Origin of the sequence: Chitinophaga filiformis, from assembly GCF_023100805.1 — a bacterium.
In the GTDB taxonomy this organism is placed as follows: Bacteria; Bacteroidota; Bacteroidia; order Chitinophagales; family Chitinophagaceae; genus Chitinophaga; species Chitinophaga filiformis_B.
Map to the genome: position 1 here is coordinate 2,886,872 of NZ_CP095855.1, position 16,667 is coordinate 2,903,538.

Genomic DNA, 16,667 nt, shown 5'->3' on the forward strand with positions numbered 1-16,667 from the left:
CTCCTGCTGGCATGGTTTTGGGGCGCGAAGTAGTGTAAGTACATCTATTTTTTCATCATCAAAAATGTAGCACTATGGCAGTCAGGGATAGATCGATCGGCAGCACCGGTCTGGAACAGGGAGGTCCTAATCTGGGGAATGACTATAGTCGTGATATTACCCGTGAAAAGACCGCAGATGACACTATAAAAGTGATCTTACCAAAGGATAAAAAACATCCGTCTAAAAAAGATAAAAACAAGCGCGAACCACAAAGGCGCAACGGTGAAAACAGATGATAATGGGTTAAACTGTCATTGCTTGTTCCATAAAAAGGATAGTTTAAACATGTACTGGCAAGTCATCTGTACTAAATAAAGGCATAGAAGGATCTATGCCTTTATTCGTGCGGTAGAGGGCGCTACTTTATTGAGTATTAATTTACTAGATGTAATAAAAAATTATAGAGAGCGTTATATTAATGAAAAACATATTGTATCTTTAGCGAGTTATATCTTTGTTGGAACCGGAATTACATACAATAGCAAGCCAAATTTAAGTAACGGGGGATCCCCGATGTCCTCCTCACCGTACCTGTGAATTAAATCAGACACCATGCTGGGCTGGCTACATGAGTCCATTGGATTGCTAATCACAAAAAAAGACAGAATGATTTATTGACCGAACGACCTAACTATTGATCCTATGTTGCTAACTATCCAGGCCGACCACACACGGCTAAGGGGAATGCCATGTTGTTATCTCACATATCCTGCTGTAAGGATATGTGTATTTCTGACAATCCTGTTGCTTTGCTTTTTTGTGTTCAATGTGGCATCTGCACAGAATCTTGCTTTACAGAATTCTTCACTGGAGGGTAAACCCGGAGTGAGAGTTGCGCCGCCGGGCTGGCGTGTTGCTATCAATACACCTGACATATTACCGGGTGTGTATGGTTGTAATAAAGCCGCCAAAGCGGGTAAGACCTTTATTGGTCTTCAGGCAGGGCCTAGCTATAGAGAAGGGATTGAGCAGGAATTGTCTTCTCCGCTGCAGAGAGAGCGCTTGTATAATTTGTCTTTTGATCTTGCTTTCAGCAGGATCTATGGCCATGAACACTGTTATGGCAACCTTGCTATATTTGGCGGCGATACACCTGGTGATACATCGGAGTTGCTATGGACCTCCGGAAGTTTTACAGATACCATGTGGCATAGATGGACAGCGGAATTCAAGCCCCGTAAATCACATAAATACATTTCCTTTTATGCTTATCCCGAAGAAAAATGTACGCTGAACAGCTATGGTGTAGTGGTGTTCATGGATAACCTGTCGGTGATCCGGCAGATATTGAAAACAGAGCTGACAGCTACCGCGTCCTGTAACAATACAGCTACCGGTAGTGTAAGCGTACACGTGACAGGGGGCGCGGCGCCTTATACCTATCTGTGGACGCCCGGCAATTATCGAACACCACAGGTAACCAATCTGCCGGCCGGACTATATGAAGTGCAGGTCACTTCCGCGGATGGCGTTACCGCAAAAGGCGCTGTGACAGTGGGAGCGTCGGACCTGGCTGCGAACACCGATGTTACAATATCTGATTGTGCAGGTGATAATAAAAGCGCCATATCGCTGAATATTACAGGCGGTGTGCCACCATATGATCTGATCGTGAACGGGATTGAAAAGGAGGGGAACCGGTTTGAGAACCTGGTACCGGGTAAATATGTATTCATTGTAAAAGATAAACAGGTTTGCTCAGATACTTTAGATGTGCTTATAAAAGAACCGGATCCCCTGGTGATCAGGGAGACGAATGTAACATCCTGCAGCTGCAGCGAAGTGAGTGACGGCAGCATCAGGTGGGTAGTGGAAGGAGGAACACGTCCTTATAAATATCGCGTGGACGGAGATATGTGGCAGCCGGATAGCCTGCATCCAAATCTGAAAGCAGGTAATTACCGTTATGAAATAGAGGATGCCAATGGATGTGGTGAAGCAGGAACAGCGACTGTTACCTCTCCCTGGCAGAATTGCCTTGTTGTAATGCCCTCTGCATTTAGTCCCAATGGAGATGGCAATAATGATCTTTTCCGTCCAAGAGTATATGATGCAGTAACGAACTATCAGCTGAAGGTGTATAATCGCTGGGGAAGCCTTGTTTTTCAGACAAATGATCCGCGAAGCGGATGGGATGGTTATTGCAGTGGCATGCCACAGAGCTCACAGGCATTTTTATATGTATGCTCTTTTAAAACCAGCAGGAATGAGCTGAAGGAATACAAGGGGACGGTGATGCTGGTGAAATAAATCATGTAGCAGGCGGCCACCGGGAGCGTATACTGTCAGTGACGGCATTTTAATGCTGTGTGAATTATTCAGTTATGGCTGTTGATGCCTTTTCAATGCCTTTTTTATTTGTTCATGCAGGTGTGCAAAAACAAAAGGTTTGATGAGATATCCTGCCGCGCCTTTTTGCAGGGCGGTAGTTATTTCATCATCTTCTTTTTTGCCGCTGGTAATGAGTACGGGAATTTTGTGGAGGAGTGGATGTTCCCGAAATTGATCCAGCAATTCATAACCATTAATGAGGGGCATATAAATGTCACTGATCACAAGATCAGGCAAATACCGTATGGCCTTTGCAAAGCCTTCTTCTCCGTTGCTGGCAGTAATAACGGTATAGTCATGCAGTTCCAGCAGACTTTTAAGTGTATCCAGCAGACCGGCTTTGTCTTCAATCAAAAGAATCCTCGTGTTCATGTCTATATTTTACCGGCAGGTACAGGGTACCTGAAAACCAGTGTAAAAACCGTGCCTTTATCAGGCTCGCTGCTGACGGAAATTTCTCCGTCATTGGCAGTAACAAATGTTTTTACAATAGTAAGACCTAATCCGGTGCCGGCAATGCCATTTGTATTACTTCCTCTGTAATAGGGCTGAAATAAATGCGGAAGATCTTCTGCAGGGATGCCTATTCCATCGTCTGTAACGGTGATGACGAGCCTCTTTTCCTGGTAGGACAGGTGAACGGACGGCAGGTTTTCACGGGAAAATTTGAAGGCGTTACTGATAAGATTTGTAAATATTCTGGTGAGTTGAGCAGAATTGGCCGGTATTTTGCAGGGCGTACCCGACTTAGTGAGCTTAAACGTTTTACTATTGTCTGTGAATGAACGGAATTTCTCCTGTAAAGGCACAATCTGTTCTTCTACAAAAAGCAGTTCTTTCCTGGCTTCGAAGCTGCCGGACAGTATGTTGTTGATAGTCAGCATTTCATCGAGCATACTATTCAGGGAAAAGATCTCTGAAGTGATCCTGGACAGCTGTTGCTCATAGAATGGATTCATATAGCTGTCTGCCCGGAGCTTGGTGGAAAGTAGGTCGACGATAGATGCGATGGTGGTCAGTGGTGTTTTAAATTCATGAGCAGTAAAGGCTATTACATTACTGGCATTGTTCAGTAATGTGCTGCCCTCTGAAGTATGTGTGGATTCCATTGTTCTAACTTTTAATGATTGGCGGCTCATTCATCCCCAATTGTTTGAAGTACAACATGTGGAGAAGTTCCACATGTGTGATTACACGTTTCGCTGCCAATTGAAAGGCAAAATACTTAATAAAGGAGTAATAATCTACTGAGTATTTAAATTAAAAATGTATTTTTACATTAGTAGTGAACATGTGGTGATTATTCGGGAAAAGTTAACCAAAAGATCATATATAAATTAGCATTATAAGAGAGGAGGGACTAAGAGAGAACACGGCTTTATCTTTATTGTTTTAATATTCAATTACTTATGAATTTGCCTTATAAATTCTCGTTTTTGGAACTATTTTTGCAACCATAAGTATTTTTTATATGCCATATTTTTTTATTGAATCGATTATGAACCTTGCTAACTTTTTACCCCTATGATCAATATTGGAATTATAGAAGACAATTATTTCCAGTTGAACAATTACAAGGAGTTTTTAGAAGATTTTCAAGAATGTAAGGTCGTATTTGCTTGTAAGTCAATGGAGGAGTTCAGAGCCCTGCCATTTAAGGAGACTGAGGTAAACGTAATATTGCTGGACATTTCATTACCAGGGGAATCAGGCATACAAGGTATGCAGGAATTAAAAAGGGTTTACCCTGAAGCGAAACTTATTGTATTGTCGGGACACGATGGTAAACATTATGTAATTGAATCGATCCGCCAGGGAGCGAATGGTTATATTATTAAGACCAGCCGCCTGATGGAGATCTATCATTCAATAATGGATGCAGTCAGCGAAGGAGGCACTCTTTCCCCCAAAGCTGCTCATTTACTCATTAATTATATCGCCAAGGACCCCCTTGAGGATATAAAGCATAAACTGACCAAAAGAGAATATGAACTGCTTTCCCTGTTAAAAGAAGGCTACTCATATAAGGAAATGGCGGAGAAGCTTTTTGTGACGGTATTCACTGTGAACCAACATTTGAAGAAAATTTATCAAAAACTTAATGTTGCCACAAAATCAGAACTAATTTCGAAGATCTGGTCAAATAGTTTGTATTCTTTCTTTTTAATTACGAATTCTTGGATTTTTTTTCAAATGCTTTCGTTTAAAGATATGATACTATTTTCGTGACACTGTATACTTTAATCAGTAGGCACGTTTGTGTTATAGGGGTGTTTTTTACTGTATTAAGTAGTGGTTGTGGCGGCCCCGATAAACTAATATTGTACTACGGAAAGCGCGGAAGAAAAACCTTTAAATATTAAAACGGTAAGATGATTCTAAAGAAGGATTATTTGCGTCGTATCTTTGTTGTTCCGGTCCTTATCTGCTGTTTCTTTACATCTTGTGTCAGTACACAGAAATCAGTGTATTTTAAAAATCTTCCTGATACTGTTATTGCCCCCGTGAAAGGAAATTTTGAGCCGGTAATTCAGAAGAATGACGTGTTACAGATTATTGTGAGTAGCATGAACCCCGAGGATGTTATTGTATTTAACGCCCCAAGTATGGCATCACCCGGAACTGCGGGAGGTGGTCCTCAGGTAACAGGTTATCTCGTTAATGAACAGGGATTTATTGAGTACCCGGTACTGGGCCAGGTAAAGGCCGCCGGACTTACCAAAGAACAACTTACTACATACCTGCGGGATGAGTTGAACAACAGAAAGCTCATGAAAGATCCGGTGGTTAGTGTAAGATTCCTCAATTACCGCGTAACAGTGCTTGGCGAAGTAAGCCGTCCCGGTGTTTTCGCCATCAACAATGAAAGAATGTCGATAATGGAGGCTTTGGGTATTGCGGGCGATATTACTATCTACGGCAAAAAAGACAATGTACTGTTAATAAGAGAGGTAGACGGGCAAAGAACGATCAAACGTCTCAACCTGAACAGTGATGACATTTTATCATCTCCTTACTATTACCTGCAGTCTAATGATGTAGTGTATGTTGAACCAACTAAAGCAAGGGTAGCTAACGCAAGTGGCAACCGCCAGACGATCTCAATTATTCTGAGCAGTATTTCACTGTTTGTAATCATTCTGGATCGGTTGATATTGAACTAAGCTGGTGTTATTCTTTTAATTCATCCTACAAACTTGTGTTGAGAGCCATGCAACAGAAAGTAATAAATACGCGCACAAAACGAGAGGAACATACGGGCCTCCTGGAAATGATCAGGCATAAATATCAGCCTTACTGGCCTCTATTTGTGATTGCGTCTATAATTTCTTTCTCTATAGCATATGTTTATCTGAAATATGCAACTCCGCTCTATAAGATATCTTCTTCATTATTGATAAAAGAAGATGCCAGGGCTGTGGAAAGTTCTATCATAGAAATGATGGACCCCCTGGGATCAGGAAAGAAAATAGAAAACGAAATTGAAATACTGAAGTCCCGTACAATCGCGAAAGCTGTTGTAAGGAACCTTAACCTGTATGGAGAGATCTTCGAAAGAGGTACTATCAGGGATGTGTCTATGTATAAAAGAGCCCCTGTGCAGATCACCTTTCTCGACCCCGATCAGATCGATCCGATGGAAGGCTCTCTCCTGGATCTCAGGTATGACTATAATGGCCGTAAGCTCACGATGGGAGACAAAACATATCCCCTGAACGATACGGTAACTACCACCCGCTGGGGACGTATATTAATTAAGCCTACTCCGGGATTCAATCCTGCCAGTTTGCGCGATAAACAATTGTATATACGCATTGCCGGCGAGAAAGCATTGGCCGGTGTATTTCTTGGCAACCTGAAAATTGCAGCTGCCAATAAACAGTCAAACGTACTGCGGCTGGAGTATGTCGATGCGGTTCCTCAGAAAGGCATGGATATGCTGAATGAACTGATGAGGACCTACGACGCAGAATCTATCGAAGACAAGAACAAGACGGCGTCAAAGACAATGTCGTTTGTAGAAGACAGGCTGCGCATCATCACTGCAGAACTGAGCCAGGTAGAAGGTCAGATAGAACGCTATAAAACGGACGAAGGAATTGTTGATATCGGCGAGCAGGGCAAGATGTTCCTGGCATCTGTACAGGATAATGATGTTAAACTGAGTGAAGCTGATATGCAATTGTCAACACTGGAAGCTGTTGAACAATACGTAAAAAATAAGCATTCAGAAGACAACGTGGTACCTGCCACCATCGGTATTGCAGACCAGACATTGCTGACATTGCTGGGTAAACTGCAGGACATTGAATTACAGCAGGAAAAGATGCGTAAGACCACTGGCGAGAACAGTCCGGCGCTGGAAAGCCTGAATGCACAGGAAGAAAGAATAAGGCCTGCCATCATGGATAACATCCGCAGCTTACGCGCCAACCTGGAAGCAGGAAGAGCAAAGCTGGCAGCTCAGAATACACGCTTTATGGCACTGCTGAAAGGTGTGCCTAATAAGGAAAGGACCTTACTGGAAGTAAGCAGGCAGCAGGCGATCAAAAACAATATCTATACTTTCCTGCTCGAGAAGCGTGAAGAAACAGCATTGCAGTATGCAGCTGCTATCTCCGACAGCCGTATCGTAGATCTGGCTGAAGCAGATACTTTCCCTTTCAGCCCGAAGAAATCTATGGTGATGGCCCTGGCTATCCTGGCTGGTCTGGCCGCTGTAGCAGGTTTCATTGCAGTGAAAGACATGATGAACAATAAAGTGATGTTCCGGTCGGATATCGAAAAAGGTACTTCTGCACCGATCATTGCCGAGATCATGTTCGACAAGAGTGGTGGCATTGCTATCACGGAAGGAAGACGTACCCCTGTTGCAGAACAGTTCAGGGCACTCCGTACTACCTTGTCTTATATCGGTATCAATGGAGACAATAAAACCATCCTGGTAACATCTTCCATCTCCGGTGAAGGAAAGAGCTTTGTTGCAGTGAACCTGGGATTAAGCCTTTCACTGACCAAGAAGAAAGTAGTATTGCTGGAATTTGACCTCCGTAAACCGAAGGTAAGTAAGATCCTGAATGTGCCACATCACCCGGGTATCAGTAATTACCTGGCCGGCCATTCTTCACTGAGTGATATTTTAAAACAGCCAATAGAGAATAACGAGTATATGTACCTGCTTTCTGCAGGTGTAATACCACCGAATCCAACCGAGTTGATTTTGAATGGCAGACTTGAACATCTGCTGGCCACTTTAAGAGCATCTTTTGATTATATCATTATTGACACTGCTCCGATAGGACCTGTTACGGACGCACGTTTGCTGGCGCCTTATGCTGACGCTACGTTGTATGTGGTACGTCATGACCGGACACCGAAGTTCAATCTGAAAATGATAGAAGATCTGTACGAGCAGGGAGATCTTGGCAAGCTGAATATTGTATTCAATGGTCTGAAAATGCGTGGACTGCCCGGTTACGCATATGGCTATGGCGGAGGCTATGGTTATGGCAGCGGGCAGGGATACGGATACGGGTACACCGATGACCATAAGAACGGGGCTGTAAAAAAGGGACGTTTTACTAAAATTTTCAAATAACAAAATGTATTCTGCCGGTTCACCAAGCCGACAGAACTCATTGAAAACTATTACTATTGAAAACTACTCATGTGACTGAGGAGGCGAAGCTATGCCAATTTTCCTCCTCCTCGCTTCCCGCCTTTATACTTTCCACCTTATCTGAAAATCAGTCATGCTTTATTAACTTTTAAACCCACTGAAATGGAACAGAAGACACACACCTGGTATGCAGTCTACACTAAACCAAGATGGGAGAAAAAAGTGGCCGATGCACTTGTTCGTAAACAGATCGAAACGTACTGTCCACTGAACAGGGTAACGCATCAGTGGAGCGACAGAAAGAAGATCGTAGAGGAGCCCCTTTTTAAATCGTATGTGTTTGTGCGTATCCCGGAGGACAAAAAGACACTCGTTCGCGAAACAAGTGGTATTGTGAACTTCGTTTACTGGCTTGGTAAACCTGCCAGTATTCCTGATCATGAGATTGACCTGATCAAACGCTTCCTGCGTGAGTACCAGGATGTGGAAGTAGAACGTTTCCCGATCCACGAGGATGATCTGATCCGCATCACCGCAGGTCCTTTGATGCACCAGCATGGAAGGGTGGTGGAAACAGGCAAGAATACCGTTAAAGCTGTATTGTACAGCATGGGATTCTCGCTGATCGCTACCGTGAAAACAAGTGATCTCATGGTGCTTGGTAACAACAGTAAAGAGTATGCCGGCGCCGGGAAATTAGGCGTTGGAAATCCTATTTAAAATATTAACGCTGAACACTATGCTACACGTATTATTATGTGGAGGGTCAGGAACCCGTCTCTGGCCGCTATCCAATAAACAGACGCCAAAGCAGCTGCTGCCCCTGTTTGACGGACAGAGTTTATTACAGCTTACATGGGTGCGTAACAGTACTTTCTGTGATGGTGTGATGGCTGTCGTAAATGAACAGCAGTCTGAAATGGTGTCTAAGCAACTGGGAGAAGCAGGTGCTCAGCATGTACAGATGATGGAAGAACCGGTGGGACGTAATACTGCTGCTGCTATTGCACTGGCGGCATTCTCCGCAACACCTGAAACGATCCTCCTCATTACACCGGCAGACCATCTCATAGGTACGCCTGACCTCTATGAAGAGACGATAAAGAAAGCTGCTGAACTGGCGGCCGAGGGCCACCTTGTAACCATAGGGCTGCAACCTGCATATGCTGAAACAGGATACGGTTACATCCAGTATGCTGGTTACGATGTAGTACGCTTCACAGAAAAGCCGAATAAAGTTACTGCGGAAGCAATGCTGAAGAGTGGCGATTACCTGTGGAACAGTGGCATCTTCTGCGGTAAGGCCGGCGTATTGTTACAGCAATTGCTGGAACATGCACCTGAGATCTATGCAGCTGCATCGGAAGCCGCGCTTATCTGGAAAGAGACCGGTTCTATTCCAATGGCAGCCATGGAAGCCATTCCCTCAGACAGTATCGATTATGCTGTACTGGAGAAAAGTGATATTGTAAAGGTGGTGCCAAGCGCTATGCAATGGAGTGATGTGGGTGGTTATGAAGCCCTGGCGGAAGCCCTGGCAAGCCATTACCGCTATAGTAATCACCAGGCCGTATTTATAGAAAGCGATCCTGTGAACAGCATGGTAATAGGTAAGGACAAACTGGTAGCATTAGTAGGTGTGGAAAACGTGGTAGTGGTAAATACCCCGGAAGTGCTGCTGATATTACAGAAAGGAAAGGGACAGGAAGTAAAACAATTGCATCAGTGGGTAAAGGAAAACAGGCCTGAACTGCTATAAACAATATTCAACCTTATGCAACTTAACGATAAGATATATATAGCCGGTCACCGTGGTATGGTGGGCGGTGCGATCAGCAGAAGACTGAAAACGCTGGGATATGAGAACCTGGTAACGAGAAGCTCCGCTGAACTGGACCTTCGCTCGCAGGCAGCTGTAAATGAATTTTTCAGCAAGGAGAAACCTGACTACGTGTTCCTGGCTGCTGCCAAAGTAGGCGGCATCCATGCCAACAATACTTATCGTGCAGAATTCCTGTACGATAACCTCATGATGGAAACCAACATCATCCACGCTGCCTGGAAGCATGGCGTTAAAAAGCTGATGTTTCTCGGCAGCTCTTGTATCTATCCTAAAATGGCCCCGCAGCCATTACAGGAAGGTAGCTTGCTGACAGGCCCGCTGGAACCAACCAACGAACCTTATGCTATTGCCAAAATAGCGGGCATTAAATTATGTGAAGCATACCGCGACCAGTATGGTTGTAACTATATCAGTGTAATGCCAACCAACCTGTATGGTATCGGAGACAATTACCATCCTGAAAATTCACATGTGCTGCCGGCACTCATCCGCCGCTTTCATGAAGCGAAGGAAGCCCGGTCGCCCAGTGTGACCGTATGGGGAAGTGGTACGCCGAAGCGTGAATTCCTCTTTGCAGACGACCTGGCGGCTGCCTGCGTATTCCTGATGCTGCATTATGATGAGAAAGAACTGGTGAACATTGGTACCGGGGAAGACCTGAGTATACGTGAACTGGCAGAGACGGTGAAAGAGGTAGTATGTTATGAAGGGGATATTGTTTTTGATACTTCCAAACCCGATGGTACGCCGAGGAAGCTGATGGATGTATCAAAACTGCATAAACTCGGATGGAAGCACAGCGTAGAGCTGAAAGAGGGACTGGTACAGGCTTATGCCGATTTCCTTCATAAAAAGCACATGGTTGCATTGTAACAGTATTTTAAAAACAGCATCTCAATCTTATATACATGAAAGCGATCGTAATTGGAACAGGATATGTAGGGCTGGTTACCGGCGCCTGTCTTGCCGAAGTAGGTACACAGGTAGTATGTGTGGATGTTAATGCCGAAAAGATAAAAAACCTCCAGAAAGGTATTTTACCCATTTATGAACCGGGTCTCGAAGAGATCGTTACCCGCAACTACAACAATGGCCGTCTCTCTTTCAGCACCAGTCTTGCTGAAGTGATCCCCGGTGCAGATATCGCCTTCATAGCCGTAGGCACACCTCCGGGTGAAGATGGCAGCGCTGATCTGCAATATGTATTGCAGGTGGCGAAAGAGATCGGTACATATATGACCGATTACCTGGTAGTGGTAACAAAGAGCACCGTTCCCGTTGGTACTGCTGTAAAGGTGAACAGGGAGATCAAACAGGCTATGCTGAACAGGAATGCATTGATCGATTATGATGTGGCGTCCAACCCTGAGTTCCTGAAGGAAGGCGCTGCTGTACAGGACTTCCTGAAACCTGACCGTATTGTGGTAGGTGTGAATACAGACAGGGCAAAAGAAATGCTGGAGCGCCTGTATCACCCATTCCTGCTGAATGGCCGTCCTATCATTTTCATGGACATCGCTTCTGCAGAAATGACCAAGTATGCGGCAAACGCTATGCTGGCAACAAAAATTTCCTTCATCAATGATATAGCCAACCTGTGCGAACTGGTAGGCGCTGATGTGAATAAAGTACGTAAAGGCATCGGCAGCGACGCCAGGATCGGTAATGCCTTTATCTATCCGGGTATTGGCTATGGTGGTTCCTGCTTCCCTAAAGATGTAAAAGCATTGGTGCAGACAGGTAAGGAATACGGACATGGATTACGTATCCTGGAAGCGGTAGAAGCTGTGAACAACGATCAGAAGAAAGTATTGTTCTCGAAGATCAACCGGCACTTCGACGGTATGCTGAAAGGCAGGACCTTCGCGGTATGGGGTTTATCCTTCAAACCTGCTACAGACGATATGCGCGAGGCATCCAGTCTTGTATTGATAGAAGCGCTGCTGGAAGCGGGTGCACAGGTACAGGTGTTCGACCCTGTTGCAATGCATGAGGCGAAGAAAACGCTGGGAGATACAGTGAAATGGTGCAATGATATGTACGCCGCTGCAGAAGGTGCAGACGCTGTATTGCTGGTAACGGAATGGAATGAATTCCGTCTGCCTGACTGGACTCGTATTAAACAATTGTTGAAAGCTCCTGTTGTATTTGACGGCAGGAATATATATGATAACGCATATCTTGAGAAGAGCGGTTTCACCTGCTACAGCATAGGTGTATCTCAGCCTGCAATAAGCGTGCTCTCCGGAAGTTAATCATATTCCCCACTTATCTTAACTAAATTATTTTGTATGAAAGTTGCTTTAATCACCGGTGTAAATGGACAGGACGGAGCATACCTGTCAGAATTGCTGCTCGAAAAGGGGTATATGGTACATGGCATAAAACGTCGTGCCTCACTGTTGAATACTGACAGGATCGATCACCTCTATCAGGATCCTCATAGCGAAAATGTACGTTTCAAACTGCATTACGGCGATATGACCGACAGTACTAACCTGATCCGCATTATACAGGAAACGCAGCCTGACGAGATTTACAATCTGGCAGCGATGAGCCATGTAAAAGTGAGTTTCGATACACCGGAATATACTGCTAATGCAGACGGTATAGGCACCCTGCGTATACTGGAAGCATTACGTATCTTAAAGCTGGAAAAGAAGACAAGGGTATACCAGGCAAGTACTTCAGAACTGTATGGCCTTGTACAGGAAGTGCCACAAAGGGAAAGCACTCCTTTCTATCCGCGTAGTCCCTATGCTGTAGCAAAACTATATGCATACTGGATCACGGTGAACTACAGGGAAGCATATGGCATGTATGCCTGCAATGGTATCCTGTTCAACCATGAAAGCCCGCTGCGCGGCGAGACTTTCGTAACCCGTAAGATCACCCGGGCTGTTGCAGCCATCGCATTAGGTTTACAGGATAAACTGTACCTGGGTAACCTGGATGCACGTCGTGACTGGGGACATGCAAAAGATTATGTAGAGGCAATGTGGAGGATATTGCAACAGGATACACCGGAAGATTATGTAATTGCTACAGGTATTACTACGCCGGTGCGTGAGTTTGTGCGTATGGCGTTTAATGAACTGGGCATTGAACTGAAATTTGAAGGCACGGGTGTAGATGAAGTCGCATATGTGAGCGCCTGCCGCAATAAAGAATATATTCTGCCAATAGGCAAACAGGTATTAGCTGTAGATCCTGCTTACTTCCGTCCTACCGAGGTAGAACTGCTGATAGGCGATCCTACGAAATCAAAGACAAAATTAGGCTGGGAACCGAAGTATGATCTGCAGGAGCTGGTAAGTGAGATGGTAACCTGCGATGTGGAGTTATTCAGAAAGGACAGTAAAACACAGTGGGAACAACTGGCAGGATAAGGGCTTGCTTTGCCGAAATGCGTTATGCGAGTGAAAGTTTTTAATCAGTTATCTAGCAATCCGAAGTACACCAAGACGTTAGAATGGGTCAAACTGGTTACCATGACCGGTTTTGCCCAGGTTTTTGTACAGGGTATCAGTCTTATAAGTGGTATCCTGGTGATACGTATGCTGGAACCCGAAGAGTATGCATTGTATACCCTTGGCAATACGATGCTGGGCACAATGACCGTACTGGCTGACGGGGGTATTTCTACCGGAGTAATGTCGCAGGGAGGAAAGGTCTGGCTGGACCGTGTGAAATTGGGCACGGTCATGGCCACAGGGATGGACCTGAGACGGAAATTTGCCGTTGGCAGCTTACTGGTATCCGTACCGGTACTGCTGTACCTGATGCGACACCACAATGCCAGCTGGCTGATGTCGGTGCTGATCATCCTCTCGCTCATTCCGTCCTTCTTTATGGCATTGTCGGGCACCCTGCTGCAGGTGGCGCCCAAGCTGAGACAGGACATTGGCCCCCTTCAAAGGAACGCGGTCATACTGAACGTTGGCAGGCTCTTACTACTTGCATTGACCATTTTTATTTTCCCATGGGCGTTTGTAGCTATCCTGGCTGCCGGTCTTCCGCAGATATGGGGTAACTTCAATCTCCGGAAGATCTCCGCTGGCTATGCAGACTGGCATCAGAAGCCGGATCCGCAGGTTCGCAATGAGATCCTGAAAATGGTAAGACGGTTACTGCCGATGGGTATTTATACCTGTCTTTCGGGACAGATCACCATCTGGCTGATCTCCATTTTCGGAACGACAAGGGGAGTGGCCCAATTGGGTGCGCTGGACAGGTTGTCTATGGCGCTTAGCTTTATCACGATATTATTTGGTACCCTTATCTTACCGAGGTTTTCCCGGTTGCCGAATAACTCAGGTCTGTTATTACGGCGTTTCTTACAGATCCAGGCGGGGCTGCTGGTCATGAGTGCCTGCATCGTCCTGACGGTCTGGTTATTCTCCACACAGATCCTGATGATCCTTGGGCCCAATTATGCGGGGCTGACAAAAGAGGTAGTACTGAAGATCATTATCAGTTGCCTGGGGATTATCTCCGCTTCCACTTTTTCTCTGTTTACCAGCAGAAGCTGGGCTATCAATCCGTTCATTTCAATTCCTGTTAGTATCGCGTCAATAGCGCTGGGTGTTATGTTCATCGATGTGTCTTCCCTGAGAGGGGTATTGGGGCTTAACATCATGATACAACTGATCCAGGTAACGATGAACGTTACTTATACGCTGATCAAGATCCGCAGGACTAATCACTCAACATTACCTACAGAAATTTAACAAGGATATTATATGAATTATTACTATCAGGTAGAAGGATTACTTCGGAACAATATCGGAGACGTACTTCAGGGAATGGTCGCCAAAGACCTGTTGCCTGAGGGCGCGAAGGTAGCCGACAGGGAAGCGCTGGCTGACCTGGCAAGTAACGAAAAAGGAATGCTGATAGCCAATGGCTGGTACATGCACTCCTTTAAGAAGTTTCCTGCACCGGATAATATCACACCTGTATACGCAGCTGTACATATTGCTAATTCTGCCCTGCTGGCAGATGCCGGCGTAAGGGAACATTTCAGGAAACACGCGCCTATCGGCTGCCGTGATACCAAAACTTTACGCCTGCTCCTGGGCTGGGGCATCCCTGCTTATTATTCCAGCTGCCTGACCATTACCGCAAAAGCGCGTGGCCCGGTTACACACAATCCTGACGGAGATGTGCTGCTGGTAGATAACGTAGACCATCCGGTACCTGATGCAGTATTCAATAAGCTGGAAACATTACTGGGTAAGAAACTGGTTAGGATCTCCCACGATCCGCCAGATACAAGCGGCGATATCGAATCATACGCAAAGGTGTCTGAAAAGCATATGAACGATCTGCTGGCTACTTACTGTAAAGCATCGCTGGTACTGACCACCAAGATCCACTGTGCATTACCATGCCTGGGTATGGGGGCAAACGTGAAGCTGATCCACCCGAATCCATCTGATCCGCGTCTGGCAACAGTAGCGGAGTTCATCGATATTATTTCTTATAAGGAAATACTGGAAAGGACCAACATGGACAGCTCGCCTGTCAACAAAGAAGCGCTGGAAAAGAGACGTCAATTCCTGTTGGAGCTGGTGGCTGATTCAATACAGGAAGGCGCTAATGCTGTGCAGGCATCAGGTAAATTAAAATACCGCCTGATAAGGGCTAAAGCTGCGCTGATGGCAAAACTGTACCGCATGAGCGTAGTATTGTCTTACCGTGTGGGATTTGCAAAGGATAAGATTGAAAGAGTATATGGCGCAGGCTTCTGATAAAAAAAAGATACTGGTCTATACCACCCAGTTGATGGAAACAGGGGGCATAGAAAGTCATCTGCAGGAGTTTTGCAGGCAGATGGCAGCAGCAGGTAACGAAATAGACCTGGTGGTGCTGAATGCAGCTATGACGCCTGAAACAGAAGCGTTTTACAAACGTACATGCCGTTGGGTATACTTCGGAAAACATGGCCGTTCCTACAAGCGTTTGTTGTGGATGCTGCAGCTGGGCATTAAATTGCGCGGCACGCGCAAGTACGATGCTGTATATACCAACGGACAGGGGGAAAGCATCTGGTTATTTTCCCGTATGCTGCCTGCCTACAACAAGTGGGTACATCATCACCATACTTCCGGCGATGCGAAAGACCAGGCTACCTGGGGCGCTAAATACAGGAAGACATTGCAGCAGGCCAATACTATTATCGCCTGTTCCTACAGGAATGCTGGCGATATGAAGGAAGTATTGCAACGCCAGATAGATGTTATACCGGTATTTTCCCGGAATGTGGAAGTGCCTTTTACCGAAAGCCCGGCAGGCAAACTGCGTTTTGGATATTATGGCCGGCTGATCCCGGAAAAGGGCATAGACCTGATCTGCCGCATGAGTGAAGACGCTGACCTGAAAGAGATAGAGTTTCATCTCTGGGGAGAAGGAAAACAATATCCTGCCGGATATTTTGACCGTTATCCCAATATCCGTTTTCATGGTCCTTTTGCGGGTGAGGCAGGATTAAAAAAGGCTATTGCGCAACTGGATGCATATCTCCTGTTGTCCACCCATCCTGAAGGACTGCCTGTAAGCCTGCTGGAGGCAATGAGTGCAGGGCTTCCCTGGCTGGCTACCGACAGGGGCGGCATTCCGGACATCGCCTGCGATCCGCAGGCAACACGCGTGATACCGGCCGCTTCATCCTATGAGGAGGCAAAAGCGGCTGTGATGGCGTTTGCAAAGGATATCAGGAGCGGCCTGGTAACAAAAACGGCCCAGAAAGAACTGTATGCGAACAGGTTCTCTGCAGCAGCATTACGTTCAGCATGGGGCGATATACTTGGATTACATAAGCAAAACTAA

General features: G+C 45.6%; 15 protein-coding genes. 13 read left to right on the plus strand and 2 right to left on the minus strand.

All coding sequences use genetic code 11. From position 1 onward, the window contains the following. Positions 1 to 74 precede the first annotated feature (74 nt). Complete coding sequence (locus MYF79_RS11615; RefSeq protein WP_247814030.1) at positions 75 to 278, plus strand: hypothetical protein; 204 nt, start codon at positions 75 to 77, stop codon at positions 276 to 278. Between the two features lie 406 nt (positions 279 to 684). After that, the gene (locus MYF79_RS11620; RefSeq protein WP_247814031.1) at positions 685 to 2,292 is read left to right on the plus strand and encodes a gliding motility-associated C-terminal domain-containing protein; all 1,608 of its coding nucleotides are present in this window, start codon (positions 685 to 687) and stop codon (positions 2,290 to 2,292) included. Positions 2,293 to 2,364: 72 nt separating this feature from the next. Here MYF79_RS11620 and MYF79_RS11625 read toward each other — a convergent pair whose 3' ends face one another. Continuing rightward, positions 2,365 to 2,745 carry a response regulator gene (locus MYF79_RS11625; protein WP_247814032.1) on the minus strand — a complete coding sequence of 127 codons (381 nt, stop codon included), beginning with the start codon at positions 2,743 to 2,745 and terminating at the stop codon, positions 2,365 to 2,367. A gap of 2 nt (positions 2,746 to 2,747) precedes the next feature. Then, positions 2,748 to 3,482, minus strand: coding sequence for a sensor histidine kinase (locus MYF79_RS11630; protein WP_247814033.1), 735 nt, complete (start codon positions 3,480 to 3,482; stop codon positions 2,748 to 2,750). A gap of 415 nt (positions 3,483 to 3,897) precedes the next feature. Here MYF79_RS11630 and MYF79_RS11635 point away from each other — a divergent pair, with 415 nt between their 5' ends. From MYF79_RS11635 to MYF79_RS11685, 11 genes are all read left to right on the plus strand, one after another. Then, the gene (locus MYF79_RS11635) at positions 3,898 to 4,602 is read left to right on the plus strand and encodes a response regulator (protein WP_247814034.1); all 705 of its coding nucleotides are present in this window, start codon (positions 3,898 to 3,900) and stop codon (positions 4,600 to 4,602) included. Positions 4,603 to 4,940: 338 nt separating this feature from the next. Continuing rightward, complete coding sequence (locus MYF79_RS11640; RefSeq protein ID WP_247815084.1) at positions 4,941 to 5,537, plus strand: polysaccharide biosynthesis/export family protein; 597 nt, start codon at positions 4,941 to 4,943, stop codon at positions 5,535 to 5,537. A 47-nt stretch (positions 5,538 to 5,584) separates the two neighbouring features. Continuing rightward, positions 5,585 to 7,972: a GumC family protein gene (locus MYF79_RS11645; protein ID WP_247814035.1), complete on the plus strand. Its 2,388-nt coding sequence runs from the start codon at positions 5,585 to 5,587 to the stop codon at positions 7,970 to 7,972. A gap of 183 nt (positions 7,973 to 8,155) precedes the next feature. Beyond that, entirely contained in the window at positions 8,156 to 8,713 is a 558-nt protein-coding gene (locus tag MYF79_RS11650; RefSeq protein ID WP_199658149.1) for a UpxY family transcription antiterminator, read from the plus strand. Positions 8,714 to 8,732: 19 nt separating this feature from the next. Further along, the gene (locus MYF79_RS11655) at positions 8,733 to 9,752 is read left to right on the plus strand and encodes a mannose-1-phosphate guanylyltransferase (RefSeq protein ID WP_247814036.1); all 1,020 of its coding nucleotides are present in this window, start codon (positions 8,733 to 8,735) and stop codon (positions 9,750 to 9,752) included. Between the two features lie 15 nt (positions 9,753 to 9,767). Then, positions 9,768 to 10,709 (plus strand): GDP-L-fucose synthase family protein, encoded by a 942-nt coding sequence (locus tag MYF79_RS11660; protein WP_247814037.1) that lies wholly within the window; start codon positions 9,768 to 9,770, stop codon positions 10,707 to 10,709. A gap of 35 nt (positions 10,710 to 10,744) precedes the next feature. Further along, positions 10,745 to 12,091 carry a UDP-glucose dehydrogenase family protein gene (locus tag MYF79_RS11665; RefSeq protein ID WP_247814038.1) on the plus strand — a complete coding sequence of 449 codons (1,347 nt, stop codon included), beginning with the start codon at positions 10,745 to 10,747 and terminating at the stop codon, positions 12,089 to 12,091. 36 nt (positions 12,092 to 12,127) lie between these two features. Continuing rightward, positions 12,128 to 13,225 (plus strand): GDP-mannose 4,6-dehydratase, encoded by a 1,098-nt coding sequence (gene gmd, locus MYF79_RS11670; RefSeq protein ID WP_199658145.1) that lies wholly within the window; start codon positions 12,128 to 12,130, stop codon positions 13,223 to 13,225. 102 nt (positions 13,226 to 13,327) lie between these two features. Then, positions 13,328 to 14,566: a polysaccharide biosynthesis protein gene (locus MYF79_RS11675; RefSeq protein ID WP_247814039.1), complete on the plus strand. Its 1,239-nt coding sequence runs from the start codon at positions 13,328 to 13,330 to the stop codon at positions 14,564 to 14,566. 12 nt (positions 14,567 to 14,578) lie between these two features. Continuing rightward, complete coding sequence (locus MYF79_RS11680) at positions 14,579 to 15,589, plus strand: polysaccharide pyruvyl transferase family protein (RefSeq protein WP_247814040.1); 1,011 nt, start codon at positions 14,579 to 14,581, stop codon at positions 15,587 to 15,589. Then, on the plus strand, positions 15,546 to 16,667 hold the full coding sequence (locus tag MYF79_RS11685) for a glycosyltransferase family 4 protein (RefSeq protein ID WP_247814041.1): 1,122 nt from the start codon (positions 15,546 to 15,548) through the stop codon (positions 16,665 to 16,667). Before MYF79_RS11680 ends, MYF79_RS11685 begins: the two co-directional genes overlap by 44 nt.

Excerpts from the sequence above, each read along its gene's own strand:
- MYF79_RS11630 (WP_247814033.1), bottom strand. The coding sequence starts at position 3,482 with ATGGAATCCACACATACTTCAGAGGGCAGCACATTACTGAACAATGCC.
- MYF79_RS11620 (WP_247814031.1), top strand. The coding sequence starts at position 685 with ATGTTGCTAACTATCCAGGCCGACCACACACGGCTAAGGGGAATGCCA.
- MYF79_RS11660 (WP_247814037.1), top strand. The coding sequence starts at position 9,768 with ATGCAACTTAACGATAAGATATATATAGCCGGTCACCGTGGTATGGTG.
- MYF79_RS11625 (WP_247814032.1), bottom strand. The coding sequence starts at position 2,745 with ATGAACACGAGGATTCTTTTGATTGAAGACAAAGCCGGTCTGCTGGAT.
- MYF79_RS11675 (WP_247814039.1), top strand. The coding sequence starts at position 13,328 with ATGACCGGTTTTGCCCAGGTTTTTGTACAGGGTATCAGTCTTATAAGT.
- MYF79_RS11640 (WP_247815084.1), top strand. The coding sequence starts at position 4,941 with ATGAACCCCGAGGATGTTATTGTATTTAACGCCCCAAGTATGGCATCA.
- MYF79_RS11615 (WP_247814030.1), top strand. The coding sequence starts at position 75 with ATGGCAGTCAGGGATAGATCGATCGGCAGCACCGGTCTGGAACAGGGA.
- gmd (WP_199658145.1), top strand. The coding sequence starts at position 12,128 with ATGAAAGTTGCTTTAATCACCGGTGTAAATGGACAGGACGGAGCATAC.
- MYF79_RS11650 (WP_199658149.1), top strand. The coding sequence starts at position 8,156 with ATGGAACAGAAGACACACACCTGGTATGCAGTCTACACTAAACCAAGA.
- MYF79_RS11635 (WP_247814034.1), top strand. The coding sequence starts at position 3,898 with ATGATCAATATTGGAATTATAGAAGACAATTATTTCCAGTTGAACAAT.
- MYF79_RS11655 (WP_247814036.1), top strand. The coding sequence starts at position 8,733 with ATGCTACACGTATTATTATGTGGAGGGTCAGGAACCCGTCTCTGGCCG.
- MYF79_RS11680 (WP_247814040.1), top strand. The coding sequence starts at position 14,579 with ATGAATTATTACTATCAGGTAGAAGGATTACTTCGGAACAATATCGGA.
- MYF79_RS11665 (WP_247814038.1), top strand. The coding sequence starts at position 10,745 with ATGAAAGCGATCGTAATTGGAACAGGATATGTAGGGCTGGTTACCGGC.
- MYF79_RS11645 (WP_247814035.1), top strand. The coding sequence starts at position 5,585 with ATGCAACAGAAAGTAATAAATACGCGCACAAAACGAGAGGAACATACG.